The organism is Azomonas macrocytogenes (assembly GCF_014191985.1).
In the GTDB taxonomy this organism is placed as follows: domain Bacteria; phylum Pseudomonadota; class Gammaproteobacteria; order Pseudomonadales; family Pseudomonadaceae; genus Azomonas; species Azomonas macrocytogenes.
Window position 1 is genome coordinate 1 of the sequence record NZ_JACHXI010000035.1, and the last position, 13,149, is coordinate 13,149.

At 56.8% G+C, this 13,149-nt stretch carries 15 protein-coding genes and 1 pseudogene; 12 read left to right on the forward strand and 4 right to left on the reverse strand.

Annotated features, from left to right (window positions below):
* Nucleotides 1-299: 299 nt before the first annotated feature.
* The 11 genes from FHR87_RS18120 to FHR87_RS18170 all read left to right on the forward strand — a co-directional run bounded on the left by FHR87_RS18120 (nucleotide 300) and on the right by FHR87_RS18170 (nucleotide 8,417).
* Nucleotides 300-590, forward strand: a complete 291-nt coding sequence (locus FHR87_RS18120) for an AAA family ATPase (protein WP_221189923.1) — start codon at nucleotides 300-302, stop codon at nucleotides 588-590.
* A gap of 111 nt (nucleotides 591-701) precedes the next feature.
* On the forward strand, nucleotides 702-2,054 hold the full coding sequence (locus FHR87_RS18125; protein ID WP_183168178.1) for a phospholipase D family protein: 1,353 nt from the start codon (nucleotides 702-704) through the stop codon (nucleotides 2,052-2,054).
* Between the two features lie 110 nt (nucleotides 2,055-2,164).
* A complete protein-coding gene (locus FHR87_RS18130; protein WP_183168179.1) occupies nucleotides 2,165-2,563 on the forward strand; it encodes a YaaW family protein in 399 nt (132 codons plus the stop codon).
* Nucleotides 2,564-2,855: 292 nt separating this feature from the next.
* On the forward strand, nucleotides 2,856-3,197 hold the full coding sequence (locus FHR87_RS18135; RefSeq protein ID WP_183168180.1) for a hypothetical protein: 342 nt from the start codon (nucleotides 2,856-2,858) through the stop codon (nucleotides 3,195-3,197).
* Nucleotides 3,185-3,595 carry a hypothetical protein gene (locus FHR87_RS18140; RefSeq protein WP_183168181.1) on the forward strand — a complete coding sequence of 137 codons (411 nt, stop codon included), beginning with the start codon at nucleotides 3,185-3,187 and terminating at the stop codon, nucleotides 3,593-3,595. The genes FHR87_RS18135 and FHR87_RS18140 overlap by 13 nt, the downstream gene beginning before the upstream one ends.
* Before the next feature lie 565 nt (nucleotides 3,596-4,160).
* Entirely contained in the window at nucleotides 4,161-4,454 is a 294-nt protein-coding gene (locus tag FHR87_RS18145; RefSeq protein WP_183168182.1) for a type II toxin-antitoxin system TacA family antitoxin, read from the forward strand.
* On the forward strand, nucleotides 4,451-4,942 hold the full coding sequence (locus tag FHR87_RS18150) for a GNAT family N-acetyltransferase (protein ID WP_183168183.1): 492 nt from the start codon (nucleotides 4,451-4,453) through the stop codon (nucleotides 4,940-4,942). Before FHR87_RS18145 ends, FHR87_RS18150 begins: the two co-directional genes overlap by 4 nt.
* 138 nt (nucleotides 4,943-5,080) lie before the next feature.
* Entirely contained in the window at nucleotides 5,081-5,449 is a 369-nt protein-coding gene (locus tag FHR87_RS18155) for a TIGR03757 family integrating conjugative element protein (RefSeq protein ID WP_183168184.1), read from the forward strand.
* A gap of 26 nt (nucleotides 5,450-5,475) precedes the next feature.
* Nucleotides 5,476-6,558: an integrating conjugative element protein gene (locus FHR87_RS18160; RefSeq protein WP_420826757.1), complete on the forward strand. Its 1,083-nt coding sequence runs from the start codon at nucleotides 5,476-5,478 to the stop codon at nucleotides 6,556-6,558.
* 5 nt (nucleotides 6,559-6,563) lie between these two features.
* The gene (locus FHR87_RS18165) at nucleotides 6,564-6,887 is read left to right on the forward strand and encodes a hypothetical protein (RefSeq protein WP_183168186.1); all 324 of its coding nucleotides are present in this window, start codon (nucleotides 6,564-6,566) and stop codon (nucleotides 6,885-6,887) included.
* Nucleotides 6,888-6,899: 12 nt separating this feature from the next.
* The gene (locus tag FHR87_RS18170) at nucleotides 6,900-8,417 is read left to right on the forward strand and encodes a conjugal transfer protein TraG N-terminal domain-containing protein (protein WP_183168187.1); all 1,518 of its coding nucleotides are present in this window, start codon (nucleotides 6,900-6,902) and stop codon (nucleotides 8,415-8,417) included.
* Nucleotides 8,418-8,420: 3 nt separating this feature from the next.
* Here FHR87_RS18170 and FHR87_RS18175 read toward each other — a convergent pair whose 3' ends face one another.
* The 4 genes and pseudogenes from FHR87_RS18175 to FHR87_RS18190 form a co-directional block, all read right to left on the reverse strand.
* Nucleotides 8,421-8,774 carry a DUF3742 family protein gene (locus tag FHR87_RS18175; RefSeq protein WP_183168188.1) on the reverse strand — a complete coding sequence of 118 codons (354 nt, stop codon included), beginning with the start codon at nucleotides 8,772-8,774 and terminating at the stop codon, nucleotides 8,421-8,423.
* A 193-nt stretch (nucleotides 8,775-8,967) separates the two neighbouring features.
* Nucleotides 8,968-9,393 carry a hypothetical protein gene (locus tag FHR87_RS18180; protein ID WP_183168189.1) on the reverse strand — a complete coding sequence of 142 codons (426 nt, stop codon included), beginning with the start codon at nucleotides 9,391-9,393 and terminating at the stop codon, nucleotides 8,968-8,970.
* A 521-nt stretch (nucleotides 9,394-9,914) separates the two neighbouring features.
* A complete protein-coding gene (locus FHR87_RS18185) occupies nucleotides 9,915-10,442 on the reverse strand; it encodes a hypothetical protein (RefSeq protein ID WP_246336105.1) in 528 nt (175 codons plus the stop codon).
* Between the two features lie 373 nt (nucleotides 10,443-10,815).
* Nucleotides 10,816-11,147: pseudogene (locus tag FHR87_RS18190) on the reverse strand (integrase core domain-containing protein); the annotation flags it as partial.
* Nucleotides 11,148-11,379: 232 nt separating this feature from the next.
* Between FHR87_RS18190 and FHR87_RS18195 the strand changes: the two are divergent.
* A complete protein-coding gene (locus FHR87_RS18195; protein WP_183168191.1) occupies nucleotides 11,380-13,038 on the forward strand; it encodes an IS1182 family transposase in 1,659 nt (552 codons plus the stop codon).
* Nucleotides 13,039-13,149 lie beyond the last annotated feature (111 nt).

The following is a 13,149-nucleotide window of genomic DNA, read 5'->3' on the forward strand; positions in this document are numbered from 1 at the left end:
GTCAGCCATGGCAGTCTCCTGCTGTCTGGATAACTCTCTCAGTATAGTTTCTCTTCTTCGATCAGCTCATACAAATTTCTGGTTCAGCCTACTAGTACAACGCTTCCATATATGAATAAGGCGGTTTGTAATAGTGTGCCTGTCATACTTCCGCCTAAAGAAATGCAAAGCCAGTTTGAAGCGTTAGTCACTAAGATTGCAGCTTTTAAGTCGAAATCTATTAGTTTCAGTAATGAAACAGTCTTTCAGACTATTTCGCATAAAGCCTTTTCAGGCCAGTTGTAGATAAGGAAATCTCCATGCACCTCAAGTCCGTCAAACTCACCCACTTCCGCGGCTACCGTGCCACCACCGTTATTCCCATCGACGAAGCCATGACCGGCATCGTCGGTCGCAATGACTATGGCAAATCGACCATTCTCGAAGCCGTTGCGATCTTCTTCGAGAGCGGGGATGTCAAGGTCGACAAGAGTGATATGAACTGCTTCAGCCTCGCCGAGGATGTCAAGCAATTCGAAATTGCCTGTGAGTTCGATGGGGCCGCAGATGACCGCCGAACAGATCCTTCAGCACTCGATGTATCAGGATAACGATGAAGAACGCTCGGAGCTTAAAGAACTGATCGAGAACCTGCAGGCGCTGGTCGCCTGAAGCGGGGCTGTTGGACTGCTTGGTTATTGAGCGCGTTGAAGGAAATCGGCATGAAACTGATCGTCAATCGAATTAACGGAATTCACCTGAGGGATTTACTGCCAGCGCTGTCTGCCGAGGTTCAGGTGGATAGCGTTTTGGCTGCTGTGGCTTATGGCAGCAGTGCTTCTGATAGCTCGCAGGATCTGGTCGGGCATTGCGTGGCCCACAAGCTGCGGTTGGACCTGTGGATGCGCTACGACCATACGGTACCTGTCTCGGTGGAGCTGCTCAAGCGGCTGCTCAGGCATCAAAAGGACAACGTCTTTACCCGTTTCGTACCGGATCGTTTCCACCCCAAGGTCATCTGGTGGAAAGGCTATGGCGCCTACATCGGCTCAGCCAACCACACGGATAATGGCTGGCTGACGAATATCGAGGCAGGCGTTTTTCTCTCGGAAGATGAGCTGATCGCCAACGGCATGGACAACCAACTGGAGGACTTCTTCGAGTACCTGCGGGAGCTGGATGTGAGCATCCCCCTTTCGGCGGATTACATCGCGGAGATGAAACGGCTCAATGCCTTGAACAAGAACGTCTATGCCGAAGCCATTAAGAAACGGCAGCATCCCGAATGGGAGGGGCCTAGCTTCGTGCAGAAAAAGGCAGCCTTTGATCGGCGCAAGGACACCTTCAAACGCGAGTGGCTGAGTACGCTGGGCATTTTGCAGAATATCCAGCAGCAACTCGGGGATTATCGGCCCAAATGGGTTGGCGCCGATGTGCCAGTAGCCTGGCAGGTCGATCAGTTCTTGCATGCGTACTACTACAACCACGTCGGTGACAGTCTGCATAAACCCTATGAGGACTATCACCAGCGCAACCATGGTAATCCACAAGCGGCGCTGGAAACCGAGTTGAATTGGTGGAAGTCACTGCCGGAGGCCCCCTCAAGGGAGGATTACGCTTTCTATGAGAGTGCCCCGACGGTGCGTGCCTTGCTGGCGCAAGACAAAGTACAGGAGCTGACCAGCGCCGAGTTCGTCACCCTGTGTCGCAACACTCACGCCACCATGGACCACATCATCAAGGTTCCTCTAACAGAGCTTGGGCGACCGGAGCTAAAGACCCTGGACCGGGACTCACGCGTTGAGCTGTTCGCACCGCTGATCCTGCGCCAGCGCAACCGTAAAAGCTGGGATGTGCGCCAATTGCTTCACTATGTGCTCTATGGTGGGCCGAACGAAGAGATCTGGCTGCGTCTCTACCACGCGGGCCGTGACGCGGAGTACAGCATCCCACGTTATGGCCTGAACTCTCTTGCCGAAGTGATCGGCTGGGCCAGGCCGGAGGTCGTTCCGCCCCGTAATGGCCGAACCAGCAAGGCGCTCAGAGCGCTTGGGTTCAGCGTGAAGGTCTACTGATGTTTGACAGAGCATGGGCATTTTTCGAGCAGGAACATCGCCAGCCTGATCGTGATGCCGAACACCTGGGAAACCAGCCTTCCTCCACAGAGGGCTTTTAGACAAGGAGCATGATGGTAGCCACCATTTCGACTTATGAAGTGCTGGAGTCTGCCAGCAACGAAGATCTGCAACCGCTGGTCGAATACATTCTCAAGACCAGTACCACGGAGATGCTGTCGATCAAGGATGTCTACAAGCGTCACCAACCGAACCACAAGCGTTATACCGACGAGATTCTCGAGGAAATCCGTTTGTTCGGCGGCAACAGCTTCGCCAACCTGTTCCGCAGCAGTGGCCCGGAGTATCTGGAGGTGGTGCAGGATGTTGCCAAGAAATTCGGTGTGAAGGAGGTCGACTCCTATGGTCTGGTCGAGCTGGAGGAGGAACTGATCCAGACCATCCTGCGCTCCTGCCCTGAAAAAGTCTTCAGGGCAGGAGCGGGCAGATATGGAGGCGATTCTCGTTGAAGCCGGCCTAGGCAAGAAAGATCTCAGTGCGCTTGTGGCTAATGCAATAGCCAAACAAGCGCTGGGCATGGCATCCAGCTTGCCGCTGCAAGCGTAGCAGGAGCTGCTGTTGGTCGGGGTGTTGCGGTCTTTCTTAGCCCCGTGGGGTGGATTATCACAGGCGTTTGGACGGCCATTGATTTGGCAGGTCCTGCGTTCAGGGTCACTGTGCCTTGTATTCTCCATATCGCCATGCTGCGCCAGCGAATGATCTGCCGGCGCGTCAGTGCCCTGATGGAGGAGGCCTTTGGCGATGTTTGATATCAGTGTGGTGTTCAAGGTCCCGGCGGAGATCGCCGAGGGGCTGGCAAACGGCAGCCTCGAGCGCGTTGGTGGTGTGATCCGTGATTCGGTCAGCAAGCAGGTCGTGGCCTGGTTGCGCGAGGGGGACACTATCAGCTTCGAGCCACCATCGGAGATCCTCAACTCCCAGCTATCTCAGCTGATGATGCAGGGGCAGATGCTGATGGGGCTGCAGGTGGCCAATCTGGCGGTCAGTGCGGTGGGGTTTGCGATGATTTATCGCAAGCTGCAGGGGATAGAGCGGCAACTGGTCGGGATCGATAGCAAGGTGACGCACCTTTGCAGTCGCTGAATCAGGGGCAGGAATATCATCGAGCTGAAGAGTTCAGTGTCAGCTATCGCGCCTGGCTGATGGCCGGGCAGGGCCGGATGCAAGCCATGTCCGAGCTAGGGGAGCAGGACGTCGCTTTCTGTATCGCCGAATCCTTGAAGTCCGAACATGCCCAGTTCGGCAAACAATTGACGGAGATCGTGAGTGATCCGCTGCGCCGGCTTTCGGGCGGGCGAGAAACGATTAAGGCTGGTGCTATTCTCAAGCAGCTCGGCCAGCAGGCCGTGCAAGTTCATCAGATCCTGCGCGGCCATGTATTTCAGCTTGAGTTCATGAGGGAGCATCGGCTGTTGCCTTCCCAAGAGTGTGATGCTGCTTGCAAGGGACATTCGGGCTTGTTGGTTTGTCTGCCGGCTTGATCGCAAGTGGGGGCGTCGCAGAAAACGGAGAAAATCGTACGTTTAGCTTCGAACCGTCAGATTGAGGCCATAGACCCAAATGCAGTTGCGTCAGGAACATCAACATGAGCCCTAACCTGACGCTGCTGGCTGGTCAGGTCTGACGTCCGGTTGAGGTATACCCAAGCCGGACGCCCCCTGGCTTGATGCAGCTTCCAGTCGGTCACCTGATGCTTGGCGTACGATTTTTTCCGAATTCTGCGGGCTCCCCAAAAACGATCATTTTCGAGAGGGCTTCGTGAGAAAGCAGCCCGCGCCAGTGCTGGCCTTGCACGAGTGATTCTCGAAAACCGTTCTCGTAACGGTGTGCCGCCAAAGCCGAGTTTCGAGAAACACCGCAACGCCGTATCCGGCAGTAGCCATCCGACGCAAAGCCGCGCCGTTACTGGGTGATGCATTCCTTAGCGTGCTTTATTTTCCGTTTTCTAAGGCGACCCCTAGATGTCATGATGCGGTATCACCCTGCCGTAATGACAGCGTCATTACGGTCTGCTAGAATAGGTTCTCTCATCGGAGGGCCATTGCCATGACCGCACAGAATGTACTGCCCGCTAAGCGCGAAACCCTGAATATCCGCATTAAGCCTGAAGAGCGAAGCTTAATCGACCGGGCCGCGAAAGTTAGGGGAAAAAATCGCACGGATTTCGTGCTGGAAGCCGCGCGAGCGGCTGCAGAAGAAGCACTACTGGATCAGACCATTATTACGGTCTCGCCAGAAGCCTATGCGAACTTTTTATCGCGCCTGGATATGCCAGCGCAGCCAAACGAGCGCCTGCGCAAGACATTACAAACGCCAGCCCCGTGGGATCATAAAACATGATGGTCGGGGCTCCCGAGCCTCTGACATCCCATCATGAGTTGGAGCAGTTCAACTCGGGTGTGGACAGTCTGGATCAGTGGCTAAAGCGTCGGGCTCTAAAGAACCAGGGCACCGGTGCGTCACGCACCTTCGTCGCTAGCGACGGTCATCGAGTGCTAGCTTACTATGCGCTGGCTGCGAGTGCCGTCACGGTAGAGGCGGTGCCCGGTCGCTTTCGTCGCAATATGCCGGACCCTATTCCGGTCGTGGTTCTCGGCCGACTGGCTGTTGACCGGGCACTACACGGCAAAGGGCTCGGACGAGCATTGGTGAGGGATGCCTGTCTGCGCGTGATTCAGGCAGCTGATACGATAGGCATCCGAGGGATGTTGGTACACGCACTCTCGGACGAGGCGCGAACCTTTTACGAGCGAATTGGTTTCGAACGGTCGCAGCTCGATCCTATGATGCTGATGGTGACGCTAGCCGATTTGAAAGCCGGGTTGTAGCGAAGTCGAGTTGGGGCCAGATTCTGAGGGCGAAATTCAGGTCCTAAAAAATACGATTTCAACGAGAATCCTATTGTTTGCTGCGGGATTTTCTGGATTGGCGTTGACTGCCCCTGGACTTTTACCAGGGGTTGATCGATGCCATCACCTGCCTTCTCTTCGCTTGCCCGCTCTCGAGTGTTTCAGGCTACACCGCTAACGACCGTCCTTGCTGTGATCGGCATCGTGGTGTCGGCAACCGCCTGTGCCGAGACCCTTGTCGTGACCGATAGCCGCCATCCGGTGGTAGCCCCCGAGGGGGTGCGCGTCATCCTGCTCGATGAGCCGGACCGGATTCAGCAGACGTTATCGGCGGATCTCCCCCATGATCCGCAGGCCGCTGCCGCTCTTGTCCAACGTCGCCTGGGCGGTCCTGCAGGCAAGGCCACCCTGGAGCGTTTGCGCCTGGCTCATCAGGGCGTGACGGATGCCTGGAGTCTCAAGCTGCCTCGGGCTTTCAGACGCTGATGAACAGTGTCATCCAGAGTGCGACGATGGCCGTCGCCTCCCTGCCTGCGCTGATTATCCAGCGCGCCAACCCGGCCCTGTACAACCTGCTTACCAACGGCATTCTGCAGGGGCGGATCGACTTTGATCGCAGCATGCTGACCTGCCAGAACATGAGCCGGGAGATGGCGGATTGGGCGGGCCAGCAACTGGGCTGGAGTCAGATTGCCCAAGGGCAGGCGATGAAAACCGCCATCGCCGCGCAAGGCGGAGGCGGGACCGGCGGGACCAACCCGGTGGATGCGGTCAATGCGGTACAGCAGGCCCAGGCCAGTCGTGGCAATAATGGCGTGCCCTGGGTCAATGGCCAGAATGCGGGCGGCGAAAACCAGGAACCCATTCGGGTCGTGTCCGATGTGACCAAGGCCGGCTACAACCTCATGAATGGGCGCGCCGTGGGCGATACCGCTGCGATCTCCGCAGAAGACTGTGCCGAGGGGCTGGTCTGCACAACCTGGAGTTCACCGGATGAAGCCGCAGCTTTCGCTGTCCGCGTGCTGGGTGAACAAGAGCAGCAAACCTGTGAGACCTGCACCAAAACCAGAACGACCCCAGGGGTTGGCTTGACTCCACTGATCCAGGAAGCCTACGAGGCCAAGCTGCTCGAACTGACCAACCTGGTCAACGGCAACCTCAACCCTACCCGAGAAAATCTGCAGGCCGTCAGTACCAGCGCCGTACCGGTCACCCGGCGACTGGTCGAGGCGTTGCGCACCGATGAAGATCAGGATGTCTTGACGAAGCGGTTGGCTTCGGAGCTGGCCCTGTCCAGCGTGATCGAGCGAGCCCTGCTGCTGCGCCGTACGCTGATTGCCGGGACGCGGGAGCCGAATGTGGCCGCGAATGACCTGGCACTGTCGGCGGTCGCCAAGCAGAACGAAAGCCTGCAGCAAGAGCTGGACAACCTCAAGACCGAACTGGAGCTACGCCGCGATTTAACGGGCAATGCCTCGAAGATGATTATCGAGCGCAGTCTCGAACGGCGCGAAAGCTCGAAAGAAATCTTCGAAGGCGATCCGATTCCAGATCGGATTCAGCATACTGAGAAAAGCCAAATAACCAGCGAGTAATGCGCATGACTCTGTTTCGATGGCTGAAAACCTCAGCGCTTTGGTATGGGCTGGGCCTGGTCGTTCTGATGATCGCCACGGCGCTGTTGGTCCAGCACAGGGGGTCTGCCCTGGTGGGCGGTGTTAACGCCTGGGATCAGTGGCGAGAGGCAGCTTACCCCTACCTGCTGGCCTGGCGGGTGCTGCTCTATGTCCTGCTGGCTCGCAGTTGGCTCTGGATGCGGCAACGCGAACCAACCGCTGAAGCCAAAGTGCGCCTACAGCGCATCGAGGTGTCCGTGGTGCTCACGGTCGCGCTTTTCGAACTGATGAAATCCGGGCTGATCTAGGGGGACGCCGAGATGTGGACACTGTATACGACCGATTACCTGGAGTATTACCTGACGTTGATTGGCTGGGTAATCAGCAACGGTATCTGGGACACCCTGGCCGATACGGGCCTGTTCGCCGTGCCGTTTTTCGTCATGATCCTGCAGGAATGGTTGCGAGCGCGGGCCGAAGGGGCTGATGAGAGAAACAAGGGCGCGCTGTCGATGCTGCGGGTTGAGAACCGGGTTTGGGTGGCCGTCACCGTGATCCTCTTCGCGGTCATGCCCTTGATCAGCATCGATGTGTCGACCATCGACTACGACACCTCCCGCTCCATCCAGTGTCAGGCCTATGTCCCGGCGGTGGTGAAGCCGGAAGAAACCGGGTGGGGCCTCTCGTTCACCGAAATCAATGGTCAGAGCGCCAAGGTGCCGGTGTGGTGGTTTCTGCTGCACTCGCTAGCCAAAGCGGTCACCAGCTCGGCTATTGCGGCGATTCCCTGTGGGACGGATTTGCGGCAGATGCGCATGGAGGTCGATAGCACACGGATCAATGACCCCCTGCTCGCCCAGGAAGTGGCGGACTTCACCCGCGATTGCTATGGTCCTTCCCGAGCCAAGATGTTTCAGAGTCGACCCTCGCTGAGCCCCGAAGAGCAAAATGATGTGACCTGGATCGGTTCGGCGCGCTTTCTGGCTGACTCTGATTTTTACGCCTCATTCCACTCCAGCAAGCCGCGTGTCGACTGGCCCTACGATGAGGCGCGGGATTCAGGCTATGCGCAGGTGGCCAGCGGTGGCGGCTACCCCAGTTGCTTTGACTGGTGGGTAGCTCCGGAGATTGGCCTGCGGGCGCGACTGCTGGCAACGGTCGATCCGACCCTGCTTCAACGCTTTGGACAGTGGGCTAACTTCCTGTCGCAGGATCAGGTCAACGATTCGGTAATTCGCGAAGTCGTGGCTCCTCGCCACCAGGCCATGACCAAGGGGGTGGTTTATGCCGACTACGGTGGCCAGCTCGATCACACATGGTCCAATGCGACGACTCGAGCGGCCAGTGATGTCGGCCTGGGTCTCAGCTCATTGAGTCATTTTCCGAGCATGGACAAGGTACGGCAGGCACTGCCCATGATCCTTTCCTTTCTCAAGATGGCGGTAGTGATCAGTTTGCCCCTGGTTCTGGTCATGGGCACTTACAACCTGAAAACGCTGGTGACGGCTTCAATCATCCAGTTTGCTATTTTCTTCGTCGAATTCTGGTTCCAACTGGCTCGCTGGATCGACTCCACCATCATCAATGCGCTGTATGGTTGGAACGCCCCTCACTCGACCTTCAATCCCATCATGGGGCTTAACAATGCTACGGGCGATATGGTGTTGAACTGGGTGATGGCCGCGATGTTTATTGTGCTGCCTATGTTCTGGATGACGGCGTTGAGTTGGGCGGGATTTAATGCTGGTAGTGCTTTGGATGGGTTGACCAAAGGAAGTCAGGATGCAAAAGCCGGAGCCAGCAAAGGAGTTGACATGGTCATAAATAAAGTCACATAACACTCAATCAACTCGATAACCATTTTGGTACAACCCGAACCCATCGCTGCCTTCTTGCCACTTGGGATAGCTGCTCTGCTTCAGTGGATCTTCTACTGAAGCCAGCACCCCCGACTGAAGGACTAAACCTGCAAGTAAAACTATTGCTGTAAAAACAGCAATCCAAAAGCCTATATAAAGCAGGCTTGCAAACAGGGTAAAGCGTCCTGTCAGGCTGACTAGTTTCGCCGCGAGTCGAGGTATACCTATTCGTTGCAGTGTCATGGCAACGCGAGCTTCCCATCGGGTCAGTTTCATATAGGTACGACCCAGCCATCCCCCGAAACGGCTCGCGGCCGATTTTTTAGATTTTCTCATTATTAATACCTTGAATCCCTAAGCTTTACGGCGCATGCACGATGAGCATGCCATGAAATCAAGTTCCAGCAGATTGGATCATCTAACCTGGTGGCGTGGAAAATAAAGCACGCCAAGCCGGTTGCAATGGGTGTAGCGGTCTGAATTTCCCGGAACCCTACCTTTAAAAAAATTCAATATTGGTCTGTCTAGCTTAGTTGTTGATAGCGATGATCTTGACGTTGCCCTTCTCACCGATGCCGGAGAACCAAAGCTCACCGTTGCCGACCATCACGCCCTGCCAGTTGGCAAAGAGCGATGCGTAATCCTGCTTTGCAACAGCATTCTTCACCTTTGTGGTAACGATCTCGTCGTAGTTAGCAACGAAATGCGCTGTATCCCTGATCTTGACGGATTTCTCGCCAATCCGCGTCTGGAACGGATAATCGACGAGGCTCGCGACCATCGCTTGGTCATCCGACGCGAAGGCTCCCTGCAGCTTCGCAAAGAAATCGGCATAGGGTTTATGCTCACCGAATAGTTGATCGAATATCTTGTCGGTGTCGGCAGCGCTTTGCGTTAGCGCGATTCCTGAGAAGGACATCAGACTCAGAAATGCGGTAATCATTATTTTTTTCATGAAGAGTTTTCGTGAGTTTCTAATGGTGATTTTTCACAAGCCATGGCGGCGAAGCTATTAGCCTGCGGCGTGCGAGCGAAAGACATGATCAAGAATCTCGGTGTGTTCGTGTGAGAAGACAATAAAGTAAATAGAGTTTCATCCTGAGTCGATCGAGAGGACGTTCGCACTGGTGAGGTATTGTGTCCCCAATCGACCTGCCGCAACAGGCAGAAACCGGCCGTTTCTGTTGAAAAAGTCGGTTTGCATGGTTGCGTTATCAATGGAGCGAAAACCGACCTTCTAAAATCGCCTATACGCCACGATTTCGCCTTTGGTAAGGGGTCAAGTACCCCCTGAAAATACCTCAAAACTACCGGTGGCGACTTTTTCAACAGAATCGGCCAGAAGCAGTCGATCGCCAGAGTGAGCTGTCCAAGGTCAGGTTCGAAGGCTTTGGTCTCGAATTCTGATGGGAAAGGATACCAGGATGGCGCATCGCTTCCTGCGCAGCGCGGAAGCGATGTTCACCGTAAGCCAGTTCACTTCCTTGAGGGATACCAGGTCGCGTAGTTGTGGCTGTAATCTTCTTCCAGATTGATGTCTTCGCTGCGGATCCCAGGCACTACACCTTGCTTTCGGTTAAAGGCAGGTCGTAGTTCGAGTTCCGCCAGCTGCTGTGCGATGTAGGCCATGCCCTGCCACTTGTGCCGCCAGGCGAGCAGTTGCGCATGGGTCTCGATGACGTAGACCGGCGCATCGAGTCTTTCACGCAGATCAGGTACGCGGTAAGGGGCGTTCATTAGACGAGGCACACGAACCTCCTGGCCACGCTTATCCCAGCCAAGCCAGTGGCTATAGAAGCGCATGCGCCGGTCTTTGTGAGCGATGAATTCGTAATAGTGTCGGCTTGGCCTAGGCAGTGCCCGGGCACAGGCAAGGCGCATCAGCCTAGTATTGATCTTACCGATGCGGTCATCGCTCAGCTTGGCCAACGAGAGCAGAAAGTGCTGATAGTTGTTGAAGCCGATTTCCTTAGCATGGAAATCTAGACGTTCGGAATAGCTCATCCCCTGATCGAGTGAGCGACAGACGAGGTATTTAAAGTGCTTAACGCAATCGACTGATGCTGGCATGACTTTCTCCATAGGCCCATATCGGAAGTACCGATACCCGCATTGCTGCTTGCTTGGCCTTTACTGGCGAAAATCAAAGAGAAGAAAGAGAAGGGTGTTCCCCAACGCAGCAGGGTGCCTCCCAAGGCATGGCGTAACCCTAAGTGACCAACAGCTTGCATGTCAACATCGCTCGGAAATCAACCTAGCGTGCATACGACCCAAATCAGCCTATAGCCAGCTGGATCGCTCAGATATTTGTTGAAAAGTAGCTAGATATAGGTGAACTGACGTTGCTCCTGTTCCGCGAATCCCATAGCCGGGGGAATTATGCGGCTCGTCCCTGCTGAGCTGCGAACCAGTTTTTCTCGAACGTCATGGGACTGACGTAGTCAAGTGTCGAGTGCAGCCGGCGTGCATTGTAAAAGCCCAGCCAGTCAATCACCTCCTCCATTGCGGCCCGCCGCGTGGTGAAGTGCCGTCCATGCATACGTGCTACCTTCAGCGAACCCCACAGGCTTTCCGTCGGCGCATTGTCCCAACAATCGCCGCGCCGGCTCATCGACGAGCGCATGCCGTAGGCCTTCAACGTGTCCTGAAACAGGCCGCTGCAATACTGGGCGGATTCAACCGGTCGGAGTGGAACAGCACGCCGGCTCCGACTGGCGAGGCCGACCAGGCATTCAGGAACGCTTGCCGCACCAGATTGTCAGGCATCCGTTCGGACAGGCTGTAACCGAGCACCTGCCGGGTGCGCAGATCGAGCACGGCGGCCAGATACAGCCAGCCCTCGCGGGTCGGCAGGTAGGTGAGATACCGTCGGCGAATTGCCAAGAGCTGCTGTGCGAAGCACTCTGACGGTACTGAGGCTGACGATCGATAGGAGGTAGAAGTGAGCCTACATCCAACCCCCATAGATCCGATTCCTGTCGAGACTGAGCGTGTGGCCCGTGCGGCATTCCCCCATGGTACGGTGATCACACGGCTACGCGACGGGTTTGCCGAGCTGTACCGCGACGAGGACTTCCAGGCCTTGTACCCGCGCCGAGGGCAGCCGGGGCTGGCTCCGTGGCGCCTGGCATTGGTGACGGTATTCCAGTTTCTGGAGCACTTGAGCGATCGACAGGCGGCCGATGCGGTGCGATCACGCATCGACTGGAAGTACGCACTGGGGCTGGAATTGTCGGATCCCGGTTTTCATTTCAGTGTGCTCACCGAGTTCCGCGCGCGGTTGTTGAATACTCACAGCGAGTACCTGCTGCTCGACAAGATGCTTGGGCACTTCAGGACACGAGGCCTGATCAAGGCTCGGGGGCGACAGCGCACGGACAGCACCCATGTGCTCGGTGCCGTGCGCGATCTGCATCTGCTGGAATTGGTGACCGAGACCATGCGGGCCGTGCTCAACGAGCTGGCGGCGGTGGCGCCCGAGTGGCTATGTGGCGTGGCCCAGCCTGCCTGGTTCGAGCGCTACGCCCGACGCGCTGAAGATTGGCGCCTGCCAGGCGGCAGCAAGGAAAAACGTGAGGCCTATGCCCAGCAGGTAGGCACCGATGGCTTCGCTTTGCTGGACGCACTCGATGCCGAGTCGACTCCGGCAGCAGCGCGACAGGTGTCAACGCTGGCATTGCTGCGCCAGGTCTGGCAGAACCACTTCGAACGCTCTGTCGACGGCCCCCCGCGCTGGCGTGACAGTGCCCAGTTGCCGCCGGTAGGCGAGCGCATCCAGTCCCCCTACGATCCGCAGATGCACTACAGCACCAAGCGAAGCCTGGAATGGTCGGGCTACAAGGTGCATGTGACCGAAACCTGCGATCCGGCTGCAGTGCACCTCATCACCCATGTTGAGACACGCCCGGCCATGGAGCCGGACATGAGCGCCACCGCGGCCATTCATGCCCGCCTGGCTGCGCGAGAGCTGCTGCCCCGGGAGCACTTCGTGGACTCAGGCTACGTCGATGCTGATTTGTTGATGAGCAGCCAGCGTGACCACGGCGTGTCGCTGCAAGGCCCTGTGCGAGGTCTGTCGACATGGGCCTCCAGAGCAGGCTATGGCTATGACCTGGCCAACTTCTCGATCGACTGGGAACGCGAACAGGTCACTTGTCCGCAAGGCAAGGTATCGGTCGGATGGACAACCAAGCAAGAGGCGACCGGGCAAACTCGCATCCATGTGCGGTTCGGGCGAGGCGACTGTGGATCTTGCCCAGCACGACCGTTTTGTACTTCATCCAGGGAGGCACGCCGCAGTCTCTATTTCCACCCGCGTGACCAATACGAAGCGCTCAATGCCGCCCGCGCACGCATGCACGATCCCGAATGGAAGAAGCGGTATCGTGTACGAGCCGGCGTGGAGGGCACGCTGTCCCAGGGGGTACGAGCATTTGGCATGCGACGCAGTCGCTACATTGGACTGGCCAAAACTGCGCTGCAGCAGACACTGGCAGCGGTAGGCATCAATGTGGCAAGGGTCGTCCAATGGCTGGACGGTTGCGGGCAGGCCATTACACGTACCTCCCGATTCGCACGATTGGCTCCTGGGGGGCTCTGAATTCGCCGACGGTATCTAGGTGATGTCCCCGGCCCAGGCCGGCACCGGGCTGTCTACGGCGAACTGGCGATCCAGACGGTTCTCGACCACCGGCCGGCCCTGCCGGCTGTC

Bases quoted from the DNA above. Each gene is read 5' to 3' on its own strand.
- FHR87_RS18185 (WP_246336105.1), bottom strand. From the start codon at position 10,442: ATGAGCTATTCCGAACGTCTAGATTTCCATGCTAAGGAAATCGGCTTC.
- FHR87_RS18170 (WP_183168187.1), top strand. From the start codon at position 6,900: ATGTGGACACTGTATACGACCGATTACCTGGAGTATTACCTGACGTTG.
- FHR87_RS18130 (WP_183168179.1), top strand. From the start codon at position 2,165: ATGATGGTAGCCACCATTTCGACTTATGAAGTGCTGGAGTCTGCCAGC.
- FHR87_RS18135 (WP_183168180.1), top strand. From the start codon at position 2,856: ATGTTTGATATCAGTGTGGTGTTCAAGGTCCCGGCGGAGATCGCCGAG.
- FHR87_RS18125 (WP_183168178.1), top strand. From the start codon at position 702: ATGAAACTGATCGTCAATCGAATTAACGGAATTCACCTGAGGGATTTA.
- FHR87_RS18145 (WP_183168182.1), top strand. From the start codon at position 4,161: ATGACCGCACAGAATGTACTGCCCGCTAAGCGCGAAACCCTGAATATC.
- FHR87_RS18165 (WP_183168186.1), top strand. From the start codon at position 6,564: ATGACTCTGTTTCGATGGCTGAAAACCTCAGCGCTTTGGTATGGGCTG.
- FHR87_RS18150 (WP_183168183.1), top strand. From the start codon at position 4,451: ATGATGGTCGGGGCTCCCGAGCCTCTGACATCCCATCATGAGTTGGAG.
- FHR87_RS18155 (WP_183168184.1), top strand. From the start codon at position 5,081: ATGCCATCACCTGCCTTCTCTTCGCTTGCCCGCTCTCGAGTGTTTCAG.
- FHR87_RS18120 (WP_221189923.1), top strand. From the start codon at position 300: ATGCACCTCAAGTCCGTCAAACTCACCCACTTCCGCGGCTACCGTGCC.
- FHR87_RS18180 (WP_183168189.1), bottom strand. From the start codon at position 9,393: ATGAAAAAAATAATGATTACCGCATTTCTGAGTCTGATGTCCTTCTCA.
- FHR87_RS18160 (WP_420826757.1), top strand. From the start codon at position 5,476: ATGGCCGTCGCCTCCCTGCCTGCGCTGATTATCCAGCGCGCCAACCCG.
- FHR87_RS18175 (WP_183168188.1), bottom strand. From the start codon at position 8,774: ATGAGAAAATCTAAAAAATCGGCCGCGAGCCGTTTCGGGGGATGGCTG.